Raw genomic sequence first — 13,002 nt, 5'->3', positions numbered from 1 at the left:
ACAATAGCAGATGGCAGAACGATGCAACCCGAGTCATAACCCCGAATCGTAGTGAGAAGCCGCTGCCATTATCACACAGCAAATATCTCAGATATGCGTCTCACTATGCGAAATTTCAGTTGGTTCGACGCACCCGGAGGAAGCAGCGCGGCAATCAGGGCACAGACCGAACACTTCCAGCGTATGGGATTCAACAGTAAATCCGTGAGTAGTTGCTACCTTGCGTAGCCATGCCTCACTCGGCGGGTCAATTTCTACAGTCTTGCCGCAGCTACGGCACACCAAATGGTGATGATGTGCATCATCACCACACAAACGGAATAATTGCTGACCGTCAAGCCGAATCGTATCGGCTGCACCAGAGTCAGCAAGCGCATTGAGTTGACGGTACACGGTAGCAAGTCCGATTTTCAGCCCTTCATCTTCGAGCTTACGATGCAACTCCTGCGCAGATACGAAATCATCGCAGTCTCGCAACTGCGCGAGTACTGCATCCTTCTGCCTCGTGTGCCGCACCGGTCCGGTCATATCGCACTTCCCTTGGGTTACCGTCGATCGTCATTATCAATTACAGTCAGCTAATGATAACGCCGTTACACCGGGACATGCCGGAAAACAGTTTGCGCCCGGCTCCGTGTATACAAACAGAGTCGGGCGCAAACGTGACAGTGCATCGTGACATTACATAATGTAACGACTACTTGAGATCGTCCCAGCAGCCAGTGGCCTCAAGTTCCTCGACGGTGCGCGCAGTGTCGTCAGTGAGCACCGTAATGTGGCCCATCTTACGGTTGTGACGCAACTGCGCCTTGCCGTAATCGTGCACGTTCCACTCCGGATGCGTGGCGATTAGCGCACGCGTGGGCAGCACATGCTGGCCAAGCACATTGACCATAACAGCGGAGCTCAGCAGCTTCGGAGCCGGCAGCGGCCAGCCAGCGATACCACGAATATGTGCGTCGAACTGGTCAATCGAGCACGCTTCGATCGTGTAATGACCGGAGTTGTGCGGGCGCGGTGCAAGCTCGTTGACAATCACTCGATTGTCCTTCGTAACAAACAGCTCGATCGCAAGCGTTCCAGCCAGCTCAAAGCCGCGAGCCAAACGCAATGCCAACTCGTGAGCCGCTTGCGCGATCTCAGGGCTGACTTCAGCGGGCGCGATGGTCATATGCAGAATGTTGTTGCGGTGATCATTGCGCACGATTGGGAACGTCACATAGTCCTTGCCGTTACCAGACACCAAAATCGACGCTTCGAACGCAAAGTCAACAAAGCCTTCGAGAATGCTCGGCGGGAATCCACCGCCTCGATCGCCGCGCGCACGAATCTTCTCAAGATCAGCGTCACTTTTCAACACATGCTGACCGTGACCATCGTAGCCACCGGAACGAGTCTTCAACACGCACGGATAATGCAGCTCATCAATCGCCGCATCCAATTCCTCAAAATTATTGACCGCACGCCATGGCGCAGTTTCTGTACCATGCTCGTTGATGAACGTCTTCTCGTTGACGCGATCCTGCGTAACGCGCAGCAGATCAGTGCCCTGCGGCGCGGCAACCAAGTGGCGAACCTCGTCAATAGCTTCAGCGTCAACGTTCTCGAACTCGTAGGTGAGTACATCGGACTTTTCCGCCAAATCATGAATAGCGGTCTTGTCGTCGTATTCACCAACAATCTGGAAGTCTGCAACCTGCGCGGTCGGGCAGTCAGGAGTCGGGTCGAGCACGCCGATGCGGAAGCCCATGTATTTAGCGCTCAAAGCCATCATGCGGCCGAGCTGACCGCCGCCGATGATGCCGATTGTGGCACCCGGCTGCAGCATGGAGACAGCGCCGTGCGTTTCCTCAGACAAGCTGGGCATTAGACTGTGCCACCTTTTCCTTCAGTTCGTTACGATAATCCTCAAGCTTGCTGGCCAAATCAGCATCAAACGCGGAGAGCATCTGCACCGCGAGCAGACCAGCGTTCGTCGCACCAGAGTTACCAACAGCGGTAGTCGCCACTGGAATACCGCCAGGCATCTGCACAATAGACAGCAAAGAATCCCAACCAGAGAGTGCATGCGAGCGCACTGGCACGCCGATTACCGGCAGTGTAGTCTGCGCGGCAACCATGCCGGGCAGGTGTGCAGCTCCGCCAGCGCCAGCAATAATGACTTTGAAACCGTTTGCGCGAGCACCGTGCGCAAAGTCGGCCATGAGTTCCGGAGTACGGTGTGCGGAGATCACCTGCTTGTGATATGCCACACCGAATTGATCGAGAATGTCGCAGGCGTGCTTCATGGTTTCCCAATCGCTCGCCGAGCCCATGATCACCGCCACTTGCGGCTTGCTGTCAGTCATAAGAACCTCCGAAGAAGGAACAGGGATACCGTTCCAACTGTACGCACAGAGGGATACAGAACCGCTCCAATGGATACAGAGCTGCTCTCTACAAGCCTGCCGATGCAGATCGTACACAGTCGGCAGGCTGAATCAATGGCTACGCGGTTACGCGGGCTACAAGTCAGCATCGAATCAGTGACTGCTCACACACTGAGCGCGATTTTGCCGAACGCGTCACCGGAAATGATTCTGGCAAACGCGGCGGGTGCGGCATCCAAACCGTTGAAGGTTGAGTCAATCACCGGATGCAGGTCAGCATGTTCTACAAAGCGCAGTAGACGCGCAAAATCGTCGCGTGAGCCCATGGTGTTACCTTGCACGCGAATGTCTTGGAAGAAGATGCGCGTGAGTTCTGCTCCCGGCTGGTCGCCTGTGGTAGCTCCACAAATCGCGATGACGCCGCCGGGGCGTACTGATTTCACCGAGTGGCTCCACGTGGCTGCTCCCACCGATTCAATCACCGCGTCAACTTTGCGCGGCAGTCGAGCGCCCGTTTCCACCACGAGATCGGCGCCAAGTTCGCGAGCGCGAACACGCTTGGATTCAGATCGCGATGTCACCAATACTTCAAGTCCAGCCGCGTGCGCCAGTTGAATTGCGGCTGTGGATACGCCACCGCCTGCACCTTGAATAAGGAGTGTATCGCCAGGTTTGACACCAGCTGAGGTGAAGATGAGCGAGTATGCGGTGAGCCAGCTGGTACCTAGTGCTGCCGCTTCTACAAAGCTCAAATTGGCGGGCTTAGCGAACACGTTAGCGGATGGCACCTGCGTGTATTCGGCCATCGTGCCGGGATATTGCTCAGACAGAATGGTGCGCCGCTCCCCTGGCGCAACTCCAGCCCCATCTGTGCCAATAAACGTGTATGGCACGACTTCGCTGCCAGCTTTGAGCCCGCCGCGTCCGGGAATATCGTCTTCGAGTATGCCAGCGGCGTCAGTGCCGAGAATCATTGGCGTACGGTCAGCAGACAAGCCTACGCCTTTGAGACTCCACACGTCATGATGGTTCACTGTGGCGGCTTTCACGCGAAGAGTAGACCAGCATGGTTTGGGTTGTGGCTCAGGCAGGTCACCAACTGCGAGCGCGCTCAATGGATCGGCGGGGTTAATAGTGCTTGCATAAACAGCCTTCATTGGCGCTCCTTCACTGGATGGTCTGCGAGGCACGTATCGTGCCGTTGCGACCATTCAACCACGTGAGCGTATGCGCAGTGTCTCGACACCCCGCAAATGCATACGCAAATGCACAGAAGTGGGAAACATTCGCGCGTGCTACCGACCGTAGGCCCCCATGTGGGCTAGGATGTCGGATTCGGAGCAATGAGAAAGGACCTTACAGCATGACGGGCGGTATTTTGCATACGATTCACGATCCCGCTGACGTCAAGGCTCTTTCTACGCCTGACTTGCACGCATTGTGCGATGAGATTCGAGCAACGTTACTAGCGTATGGGCATGCGCATGGTGGTCATATTGGCTCAAACTTGGGCATGGTAGAGGCGACGGTCGCCTTGCATCGCGTATTTGAGTCGCCGCATGATCGGATTGTGTTTGATGTGTCGCATCAAAGCTACGTGCATAAAATGCTGACGGGCCGCGCTGAAGCGTATCTTGATCCGGCGCATTTTGATGAGGTGACCGGTTTTACGAATCCGCAGGAAAGCGTCCACGACCAGTTTGTTTTGGGGCATACGGGCACGTCGGTGTCATTGGCGTGTGGTTTGGCAAAAACGCGTGACATGGAGCGTGCGGCTACGGGGCACTCTTCGATTGGCAATGTGATTGCGGTGATCGGTGACGGTTCGCTGAGCTCTGGGATTGCTTTCGAAGGATTGAATAATGCTGCAGCGCAGGGTGGCAATCTCATTATTGTGCTGAATGATAATGAGATGTCGATTGCTGGCGATTTTGGTGGCATGTATGGTCCGCTAGCACAGTTGCGCGCGTCCAACGGTACTGCGCAGCCGAATTTGTTTGAAGCGTTTGGCTTGGATTATCGCTATGTTGGCGATGGTAATGATGTGGATGCGCTTGTTGCCGCATTTGAAGAGGTGCGCGATATTGATCATCCGGTTGTGGTGCATATTCACACGCTGAAAGGTGCTGGTTTTGCCACGCAGCACACCAGTAATACTGGCAGTGTTGGCAGTACTGGCAATGTTTCGCATGATGAACCGTGGCATTCTGATCATTGTGATCTGTCTGATGCGGCACCGCATGCCGGGCAATGTGAAGCATCGCACTGGCAGACGCCCGACCGTGCGTTAGGCCGCCCGGATGATCCGCGCAAATATTATGGCAAGATGGCGATGGCCGCTTTGGAACCGCGATTTGCTAGCGAACCTGGTCTGGTGGTTATTTCGCCAGCTACTCCTGGATCGAATGGCATTACGCATGAGTTTCGCGAGCATGCAGGCGCGCATTATGTTGACTGTGGCATTACTGAAGCTCACGCGGTGACTTTTGCTGCGGGTATTGCGCGCGCTGGTGGCACGCCGGTTGTGGCGACCACGGCGTCATTTTTCCAGCGCGCCTATGATCAGTTCTTCCAAGAGATGAGCCTCAATCGTTCCCGCGTGACAGTACTGGATTTCCTGGGTGGATTATCCGGCTCGGATAATACGCATTCTGGCGCATATGACGTCATGATGTTTGCCAACATTCCTGGAGTGACCATGTTGACACCAACGTCTGGCGCTGATTTTCTTGCTGATCTTGCATGGTCAACGATGCCTGCGAATGCCAGTGGAGCTCCTGACGGTCCGGTGGTTATTCGCGTACCCGGTAGTGCGATTCTTGAACACGATCATCAAACTACGGCAGATGCTGGCAAGATCGCTGTGTCAGCTCCTTCACCAACCTGCGGTGCAAGCCGCATGCTCTCCTATCGCGTGCATCAGCGCGGCGCACAGATCGCAATCCTAAGCCTTGGTAACACGTATCCACTGGCAGAGCGCGTTGCGGAGCAACTCTATGCTGACAACCGCATGACCGCTACGGTTATCGACCCGCATCAATGCTCTACGTTGGACACGGACACGTTGGAATCATTGCGCGATACCCATCAGCTGGTAGTCACTCTTGAAGATGGCCAGCTTGAGGGCGGCTGGGGCGAGAAAATCACCGCATATTACGCAAATCATCGTGAGCTAGAGGCCACCCGCAATCCTCAGGTGATCAATATTGGAGCTGTCAAAGAGTTCACTGATCGCGTACCGCTTGACGAGCTTAACCACCGTTACGATCTAACGGTCGATGGCGTCCTCGCGCGCATTCGTGAAGCGTGGAATGGCGCAATACCCATGGTGATCAAACGATAATCACGCGGCACAAAACCGCCCAAACATTGAGGGGGATTTGCTCAAATCCAATGAGCAAATCCCCCTCAATGCGTTACTGATCGTTTTTAATCGCATCCAACGCTGGAATCTTCACCGCTTTATTGGCAGGCCCAAACCCAAAAAGCAAACCGATCAGCGTCGCGAACACGATCGCAAACACGTACAGCCACCATGGGATTACCGAATAGCGAGTTACATTGTCTCCGCCGGCAATCGCTTGCCACAGTCGCTGCCAAAATGATAATGATTCAGCATCGTTTGAAACGTATCCATACATTGACGCGAAATATGTCATGCCGATCAGATTGATACCCAACGATAGTAACGCGCTCAATAGGCAACCAATCACACCACCCAAGAAGCCAATCGCGCCAGCTTCCGCGAGAAACATCACGCGAATATCGCGCACATAGCAGCCGAGCGCTTTCATAATGCCAATCTCACGCGTGCGCTCGCTGACCGACATCACCATCGTATTGGCAATACCGATTGCGGCTACCAGTAGCGATACCGCGCCGATGCCTCCCAGAATAAGGCGAATCGAGCTCGTCTGTTCTTCCATTGTTTGACGCATATCCTCATATGAGGAGGTCTCGTAACCCATTGATTTGAGCTGCGATTCAACGTCTGGCACTGCGGAGAGATCAGCAGCCTTCACGTACACCTGATCATACGTATTGGCTTTCTTCACAGCAGAAGGATCGACTTTGGCAATAAGTTCCTTCATTGTTTTCAGATCCATGACCAAACCGCTGGATGTAGCGTATCCCTTGTTTTGATCTGATTTGGTCAAACCTGAAATGGTGAGCGTTTCGCTCATAGTGTCTGACTGTCCAGCGGCCCCGCTGCCCATACTGCCGTTCGTGTACGAGTCACCCTGATAGTTTGCGCCCGTGACGAGCGTTAGCCGGGTATTGCGAATATCGAAATACGGATCCTGATCTTCTGACGCTTCGCACTGGCCAGTCGCTTCGTTGTACGTGCAACTGTATGAGCCATCGCCACGATTGGCATAGCGCATTTCGCCGCCGCGCAACGTGTCCATAAAATCGTATGCAAGCCATTCACCAGCCATGACTTGCCCGTCCTTAAAGGGTTTATCACCATCGGCGATTTTGTAACCCATTTGGTCGAACTGCGTCATGTCAATGCCCATAATCTGCACGTAGTCAGCGATATATCGCCCGCCAGCGCCTGCTTTGAGCGTGGCAGTATATGGGAAATTCATTACGGGGGTCACGCCAATAACATCGTTCATCGAACGGAATGATTCCACAGCCTTATCGTCAAGTTTGACCTGCTCAGTACCTGAACTAGTATTGACCATGCCGCTACCAGACGTGTACACCGTGACGATCGACAAGTCACCCATTGATTTGAGCATTTTCTCGTTCTGCTCATTAATGCCTTGTGCGAGAGAGATCATTAGCACAATTGAACAGCAGCCGACGATCACGCCGAGCACGGTCAGGATTGTGCGCGACTTTCGCCGAAACAAGTTCTGCCGGCAGAGTCGAAGAATATCAGAGAATCTCATGCTCAGTTCCTGTCAATCACCTGCGTAGGTGCTTCGACGTTCGCAGCAGAAGACTCGCCAGACGGCGACGCTGCTGCAGAACTAGCGTCAGTAGAAGATGCCGACTCGCCCTTCCACTCGTCCCATTCTTCGTCGATTTGTGCTGCCTTCGCCTTCTTCTTGCGATGACGGCGTACCAGCACAATGCTGATGACAACGACCGCAATAGCCCCCAATGCGGCAAGCACCCACACCCACCAGGCAGCACCTTGGTTCACGGTTTCGTCAGGCATCACCATGCCGCTATCATCCGTGGGAGCCGCGTCGCTCGCAGTCACCGTAAGTGGGAACTCTTTTGTCTGGCTTTTGCCATCAGAATCCTCATACGTGACGCTCAGCTTGAGGTTCAATTCGCCAGCAGTAGTCGGAGTGAACGCGAATCCGATCGATCCGCTTGTGCCCGAAGCTACGTTGCCAATGTACTGTGTTTTAGCTACGGTTTCGATGTCATCGCCTTCGATTGACGCTTCTACATTGGCAATATCACCCTTGCCTTTGTTCACATACTCCATCGTGATCGTGGATTCTGTACCGACAGTCACGCCTTCCGGCGGTACTGGGTCATTCAGCTGGAAGCGGTCAGGTTGCGAAACCGGTACGGAAATCTTGATGTCACTGGAATTTGAGTTACGCGCCCCTGAATCCACGTATTCGTAGCGGAATGAGACGGTTACACCCTGCGCTCCAGATTTCGCGCCGGCGAGCGCTTGCATCGGCACACTTTGCGTATTTGAGCCGCCAGCTGCGAGCGAGTCGAAGTAGAACGTGTTGGTGCCGCCGGCGATAGCAAAGTTTTCGCCACCATCCACGGTGACAACCATGTTGCTAATCGCTACTTTGCCTTTGTTTTGGAAGGTGAACGCGAGCGTGAAATCACTGCCAGCGCTCACCGAGCCATCACCATACGTGAAGTTAGTGATGATGACATTGGGTACGGGGCCGGCGATTGGGGTTGTTGTTTCACTGGAGCCGCCCGCGGATGTTGTGCCGTTCGATGTGCCAGTATCGGCAGTCGTATCATCAGCGTATGCAATAGCTGCAACCTGTGGAATGGTTGCGTGCTGCGGCAGTATCGAAGCTGTTATTCCTGGCGCTACCATCATGGCTGTTGTGGCGAGCAGTGCTGCCGCAACACGCGTGAGTTGTGCGCGCGTTTTGGTTCCTCGGTTGGTCATGATGTTCCCTTTCTTCTCTGTGTCGACTTCTTCGCTGCACCGACGTGCTGTAACGGTAATTCGGCGACGAGTGTTGTGTTAGCGGATCATGCGATCGTTGATAATGCGGCCGTCAAGCAGTGTGACGATACGGTCCGCGTATTGTGCCATGTTGTCGTCGTGAGTCACGAGCACGATGGTTTGATTGAGATCACGCGCGAACGAGACGATCATTTCCATGACGTCAACTTTGGTTTTTGAATCAAGATTGCCGGTTGGCTCATCAGCGAACACTACTTCTGGTTTAGCCACGAATGCGCGGGCAATGCCGACGCGTTGCTGCTGCCCGCCAGACATTTGCGTTGGATAGTGTTCCAAACGATTGCCAAGACCAACACGTTTAAGAATGCTGCGAGCAATAGCCTCACGTCGTTCTTTAGGAACGCCACGAAACATGAGCGGCATGGCCACGTTTTCTACTGCGGTCAGGTTTGGGAGCAAATTGTATGACTGAAATACAAAGCCTAGATGCCGCTGCCTAAACGCTGCGAGTTCATGCTCGTCAAGACGCGAGATGACTACTCCCCTAATGCGCACTCCGCCATGCGTAGGTTTTTCCATGCCCGCAAGTTGATTCAACAACGTGGATTTTCCCGAACCGGATTCGCCATAAATACAGCAGATCTGCCCTTGTGCGATGGTGAGATTGATATCGGCGAGCGCCACCACGCTATCGTCAGCTACTGGGTATTCTTTGCGCAAATGCCGCACTTCAATGATTGGCCGCTTGGCCGATGTCGCTGTTAGGTGTGGGTGTTTCCCGGTCGCCATTGGCCTTCCCTTCTTGATCGTACTGACTCAAACGTATGGTCTCTCATCTTCTCATAGCAGTCTGTGTCATGGCAATCATGACAGCAATCCACCCCGGGGATGATTTGCCGGCACTGTATGTAAGGGAAGCGTTCAGGGTATCTCGGGGTTCACTCACGCCGGCATGTCATCAGCTCCACCCCCACCATTACAATATGTCGGGTTCGGCCCCGTAGCTCAGTTGGATAGAGCAACTGACTTCTAATCTGTAGGTCGCCGGTTCGAACCCGGCCGGGGTCACGCGTAAGCCCTTTGGAAATACAAGATTCCAAAGGGCTTGTTTCTTCTTTTTATCACTGTGTTGTGTGTCATCGAACGCCCTTGTAACCTCAAGCTCGAGTACTATGAGAAAGAGTACAGCCTACTCATATGGGAAGAAGGAGAGGGCATCACATGCGATTCTGTATACATTGCGGCCAGCCGCTTGAGCCGGGATCGAAATTCTGCACGCACTGCGGCGCGTCCGTTGATACGAGTACTCCTCAAACCTCGACGGCACCAACCATGCCGGGTGCAGTATCCGCATCTACTGTGCCCACTACTCCGAGCACGCCAACCGCTCCAACGACTCCAGTTGTACCGACTGCATCATCAACTACGCCGCCTTGGGCTGCTGCGCCAGCTACTCCGACTACGTCAGTCAATCCGGTAGCACCGCAAGCACCAAACGCTGTGCCACCAATGCCAAATTTTTTGCAACCAACTACACCGGCATCTCCAAACGGCGCACCATCACCGTATGCTCCTGCCAAAACGCAATCAAAAGGCAAAATTATCGGCATTGTAGCCGGCGCTATCGCAGCGATCTTGGTTATTGTCATCGTCTTGGTATGGCAAGGCGTGATCTCTGTTCCGTTCTTGGGTGACAAGCAACAGTCAGCAACGCAATCAGCAACCTCATCGTCAAGTACAGACGACACCTCAAGCAAAGCTAAAACACAAACCAAGAAGAAAACAGAAGCGAAAAAGAACAGTGATGCCGCTACTGAAGCGCAAAAAGCACAGAAAAACCGTTTAACAGCGAAATCACTGTCATTGATTACTGACCGTTACTCGTCGACTGATGTTTCTGTTTCTGCAATGTACCTCGGCGATGGTTCGAGTGCAGCTTCCAGCAACACCTCTTCTGCTGATATTGCGAACACGTCAGCTTCTCGCACACAGTTCGTCTCTGCCGGACTGTACCTGCCGGTGTACCTTGTCGCACAAGCTAATGGTGGTAGCGCGCTCGCTTCCGCACAAGACATGATGTCTACGATGAGCAACGATTCTGCCAACCAGGCAATCGCCGATTGCGGTGGATTCGATGCAATCAACCAGTGGCTAGCCGCTCACAGCTATGCTGATACCACGCTGGGCCGCAATTTCGGTGACGTGCAGGCCAGCAATGCCGGCTATGAGAACTACAGTTCTACATTCGACGCTGTGCGCATGCTCGCAGCAGTGGATGCTGCCGGCGCCGCTAACCTGATGAATGTTGATATCGCCGCTGAAGGAGTGACTATTCCAGCTGGCATGACTGTTCACGCACACCGCGGTCAGGGTATTAAAGACACGTGGAATTACTTTGCGATCGTTTCCACGTCTCATGGCAAGGCAGCGGTGGCGCTCGCTACTCAAAATCAGGGTAAGGAAACCGCCGCGCAAATCATGAGCGATGTGCTTGCCGATATTGACTCGCAGCTAGCAAAGGCTAACGAGTGAGTAGCGGTCGTCATGCCGCCCCGAGCGCGGCACGTCAACAAGCGCAGCGTTCGAAGCGCACACGAATCATCAGTGCGGCAATCATCATTGTGCTCATTGCCGCACTGGTGTTGGTCGGCGTCTTTGTTCGCCCGCTGATCACTGGCAGCACTGGCAAGCAGGCGAATAATTCAGCATCGTCTACAACTTCAGCGAGTAAATCTGCTACGCAGCACAAGCAGAAGACGAAACAGCAAGCCAATACTGATACAACGGACGCGTCATCTCAGGATGCCGAGACTACTGCGCCTGTAGATCTTGGTCAGCAGCGAGTGGACGCGGTTCGTCAAACTGTTGAATCAACGATTGCAAGCTACCCGGGCACGTGGTCTGTGTATATTGCCGATCTCGAAAGCGGCAAGGAAGCAACGATCGGGGATAGTCAGCCACTGGTCGCCGCTTCGCTGATCAAGTTGTACATTATGCTCGCCGTGTTTGATGGCATTGAACAGGGCACCATTACGGATACTGCGACAATAGACGCGGATTTGACGCAAATGATTACGGTGAGTTCCAATGATGCTGCTAACCGTTTGCTAGCAGTTATTGGCGGCACTCAAGGTACCGCGCAAGCGATTGCGACGGTGACCGATACCGCGCAACGTTACGGATTTACCGGCACTCAGGAACTGCGCGCACTAACTGGTATGGCTTCTGGCAATACGGTTGAAAACTGGACGTCGTCGTTGGATTGTGGTCGTTTTCTGATGAAAGCGTATAACGGCGAGTTGGTGTCACAGAATGCGAGCAAGCGTATGACTGATCTGTTGCTTGGGCAAACTCGTCGTTCGAAGATCCCAGCAGGTGTGCCAGCCGGCATACAAGTTGCGAATAAAACCGGTGAGCTTGCGGCCGTGCAAAATGATGTGGCGATTGTGTATGGCACGCACCCGTACGTGTTAGCAGTGATGGCCAATAACGTTGACGGATCAGCGGTTACGCGTATCTCCTCATTGTCTGCTGCTGTGTATCAGGCGTTTGAGCAGTAGTTTTTTGATTTCACTGGTCAGCCCCGGCGTCATCCTTCTCATATTCAAGGATGTCACCGGGGCTGCACTCTAATGCGTCACAAATCGCCGCCAGCGTCGAAAAACGTATGGCGGAGACGCGATTGTTTTTGATTTTTGACAGGTTGACGTTGGTGATGCCGACTTGGTCAGCCAACCAGCCTAATGATCGACCGCGTTCGACCATCATTCTGTCAAGTCTGAGTATGATCCGCCCACTCATAGCAGCCCATCAACTTCTTGTTCGAGCGTCATGCCGTATTCGAAGATGCGCGCGATCATCAGCAGAATAATACCGGTCATGACGAGTAGCCCGCTCATCCACAGGTTCCAGCTGCCACCTTTGGCAAAAATCGTGCAAAACAGCCAATCCAAGAGTGCAGCGGCAGGCGCGGCGATCAAGCACCAGCCGGCGCGACTCATGCGTTCAGATACAGTAGTTCGAAATGGTGTCAGTCCGCTTGTTCCATCCTTCCAGTCGCGCAGGCGTGCGCACAATGCAGCAATCTCACCGAAAGCGATCGCCAACAGCGCGTACACGATCGCATTGGTTACGCAGGATGCAATAACCGCCTGTACTAGCGGCGCTCCTGCCGTGTAGTGTTCCTGCAGATACACGGCGACGTCGAGAATGCTTCCGCGGACGGATAAAGCGAATGCGTCACCAACGTTGAGCTCGACTACACCGTAATTGGCATGAAATGAGCCGGGCATGATGATGTATGCCATCAATGTCACGACCGATACTGCGGCTGCTAGCCATAGGATTACGACGCCAATACGCGCGATCAGCAATGCTGCACCCACGCCGATATGCTCTGCGCGACCTCGCATGCTCGTACTGTTACTAGCGTTGCCATTGCTTGCACCCATGATGGCCTCCTTGCCGTCACCGGATCGTCGATCACAAGCCGGGGTG

Annotated in this window: 13 protein-coding genes, 1 tRNA gene and 1 pseudogene; 5 read left to right on the top strand and 10 right to left on the bottom strand. The window is 53.9% G+C overall.

The genetic code is table 11. The features are described 5' to 3' along the window. Positions 1-87 precede the first annotated feature (87 nt). From D2E25_RS05325 to D2E25_RS05310, 4 genes are all read right to left on the bottom strand, one after another. Positions 88-528 carry a Fur family transcriptional regulator gene (locus D2E25_RS05325; protein WP_125980597.1) on the bottom strand — a complete coding sequence of 147 codons (441 nt, stop codon included), beginning with the start codon at positions 526-528 and terminating at the stop codon, positions 88-90. Between the two features lie 169 nt (positions 529-697). Then, positions 698-1,867, bottom strand: coding sequence for a 5-(carboxyamino)imidazole ribonucleotide synthase (gene purK, locus D2E25_RS05320; protein ID WP_125980595.1), 1,170 nt, complete (start codon positions 1,865-1,867; stop codon positions 698-700). Further along, positions 1,851-2,348: a 5-(carboxyamino)imidazole ribonucleotide mutase gene (gene purE, locus D2E25_RS05315; RefSeq protein ID WP_125980593.1), complete on the bottom strand. Its 498-nt coding sequence runs from the start codon at positions 2,346-2,348 to the stop codon at positions 1,851-1,853. Before purE ends, purK begins: the two co-directional genes overlap by 17 nt. A gap of 185 nt (positions 2,349-2,533) precedes the next feature. After that, positions 2,534-3,526, bottom strand: a complete 993-nt coding sequence (locus tag D2E25_RS05310) for a zinc-binding dehydrogenase (RefSeq protein WP_125980591.1) — start codon at positions 3,524-3,526, stop codon at positions 2,534-2,536. A gap of 206 nt (positions 3,527-3,732) precedes the next feature. On the opposite strand from D2E25_RS05310, the gene D2E25_RS05305 reads away from it, so the two are divergent. After that, entirely contained in the window at positions 3,733-5,712 is a 1,980-nt protein-coding gene (locus D2E25_RS05305; RefSeq protein ID WP_125980589.1) for a 1-deoxy-D-xylulose-5-phosphate synthase, read from the top strand. A gap of 73 nt (positions 5,713-5,785) precedes the next feature. On the opposite strand, the gene D2E25_RS05300 is transcribed toward D2E25_RS05305, so the two are convergent. From D2E25_RS05300 to D2E25_RS05290, 3 genes are all read right to left on the bottom strand, one after another. Then, positions 5,786-7,270 carry an ABC transporter permease gene (locus D2E25_RS05300; protein WP_125980587.1) on the bottom strand — a complete coding sequence of 495 codons (1,485 nt, stop codon included), beginning with the start codon at positions 7,268-7,270 and terminating at the stop codon, positions 5,786-5,788. 2 nt (positions 7,271-7,272) lie between these two features. Continuing rightward, the gene (locus D2E25_RS05295; RefSeq protein WP_125980585.1) at positions 7,273-8,484 is read right to left on the bottom strand and encodes a COG1361 S-layer family protein; all 1,212 of its coding nucleotides are present in this window, start codon (positions 8,482-8,484) and stop codon (positions 7,273-7,275) included. 78 nt (positions 8,485-8,562) lie between these two features. Beyond that, a complete protein-coding gene (locus tag D2E25_RS05290; RefSeq protein WP_125980583.1) occupies positions 8,563-9,294 on the bottom strand; it encodes an ABC transporter ATP-binding protein in 732 nt (243 codons plus the stop codon). Between the two features lie 205 nt (positions 9,295-9,499). On the opposite strand from D2E25_RS05290, the gene D2E25_RS05285 reads away from it, so the two are divergent. Further along, positions 9,500-9,573 (top strand) — tRNA-Arg (locus tag D2E25_RS05285). Positions 9,574-9,702: 129 nt separating this feature from the next. Further along, a pseudogene (locus D2E25_RS10890) lies at positions 9,703-9,795 on the top strand (zinc-ribbon domain-containing protein); the annotation flags it as partial. Positions 9,796-9,815: 20 nt separating this feature from the next. Here D2E25_RS10890 and D2E25_RS10680 read toward each other — a convergent pair. Then, positions 9,816-10,085, bottom strand: a complete 270-nt coding sequence (locus tag D2E25_RS10680) for a hypothetical protein (RefSeq protein WP_241217041.1) — start codon at positions 10,083-10,085, stop codon at positions 9,816-9,818. 55 nt (positions 10,086-10,140) lie between these two features. Here D2E25_RS10680 and D2E25_RS05280 point away from each other — a divergent pair, with 55 nt between their 5' ends. Together D2E25_RS05280 and D2E25_RS05275 are read left to right on the top strand one after the other, a co-directional pair. Then, the gene (locus tag D2E25_RS05280; RefSeq protein ID WP_241217040.1) at positions 10,141-11,037 is read left to right on the top strand and encodes a serine hydrolase; all 897 of its coding nucleotides are present in this window, start codon (positions 10,141-10,143) and stop codon (positions 11,035-11,037) included. Next, a complete protein-coding gene (locus tag D2E25_RS05275) occupies positions 11,034-12,065 on the top strand; it encodes a serine hydrolase (protein ID WP_241217039.1) in 1,032 nt (343 codons plus the stop codon). Before D2E25_RS05280 ends, D2E25_RS05275 begins: the two co-directional genes overlap by 4 nt. Before the next feature lie 10 nt (positions 12,066-12,075). Here the strand turns inward: D2E25_RS05275 and D2E25_RS05270 are convergent, their stop codons facing one another. Next, positions 12,076-12,273, bottom strand: coding sequence for a helix-turn-helix domain-containing protein (locus tag D2E25_RS05270; RefSeq protein ID WP_241217037.1), 198 nt, complete (start codon positions 12,271-12,273; stop codon positions 12,076-12,078). A 29-nt stretch (positions 12,274-12,302) separates the two neighbouring features. Next, the gene (locus D2E25_RS05265) at positions 12,303-12,956 is read right to left on the bottom strand and encodes a hypothetical protein (RefSeq protein WP_241217036.1); all 654 of its coding nucleotides are present in this window, start codon (positions 12,954-12,956) and stop codon (positions 12,303-12,305) included. Positions 12,957-13,002 lie beyond the last annotated feature (46 nt).

The organism is Bifidobacterium goeldii (assembly GCF_003951095.1).
GTDB lineage: Bacteria > Actinomycetota > Actinomycetes > Actinomycetales > Bifidobacteriaceae > Bifidobacterium > Bifidobacterium goeldii.
This window is presented reverse-complemented; position numbering and strand designations above follow the sequence as displayed.

Coding starts and splice junctions, on each gene's coding strand:
- D2E25_RS05295 (WP_125980585.1), bottom strand. CDS start 8,484: ATGACCAACCGAGGAACCAAAACGCGCGCACAACTCACGCGTGTTGCG.
- D2E25_RS05305 (WP_125980589.1), top strand. CDS start 3,733: ATGACGGGCGGTATTTTGCATACGATTCACGATCCCGCTGACGTCAAG.
- D2E25_RS05265 (WP_241217036.1), bottom strand. CDS start 12,956: ATGGGTGCAAGCAATGGCAACGCTAGTAACAGTACGAGCATGCGAGGT.
- purK (WP_125980595.1), bottom strand. CDS start 1,867: ATGCCCAGCTTGTCTGAGGAAACGCACGGCGCTGTCTCCATGCTGCAG.
- D2E25_RS05290 (WP_125980583.1), bottom strand. CDS start 9,294: ATGGCGACCGGGAAACACCCACACCTAACAGCGACATCGGCCAAGCGG.
- D2E25_RS05300 (WP_125980587.1), bottom strand. CDS start 7,270: ATGAGATTCTCTGATATTCTTCGACTCTGCCGGCAGAACTTGTTTCGG.
- purE (WP_125980593.1), bottom strand. CDS start 2,348: ATGACTGACAGCAAGCCGCAAGTGGCGGTGATCATGGGCTCGGCGAGC.
- D2E25_RS05310 (WP_125980591.1), bottom strand. CDS start 3,526: ATGAAGGCTGTTTATGCAAGCACTATTAACCCCGCCGATCCATTGAGC.
- D2E25_RS05325 (WP_125980597.1), bottom strand. CDS start 528: ATGACCGGACCGGTGCGGCACACGAGGCAGAAGGATGCAGTACTCGCG.
- D2E25_RS05270 (WP_241217037.1), bottom strand. CDS start 12,273: ATGATGGTCGAACGCGGTCGATCATTAGGCTGGTTGGCTGACCAAGTC.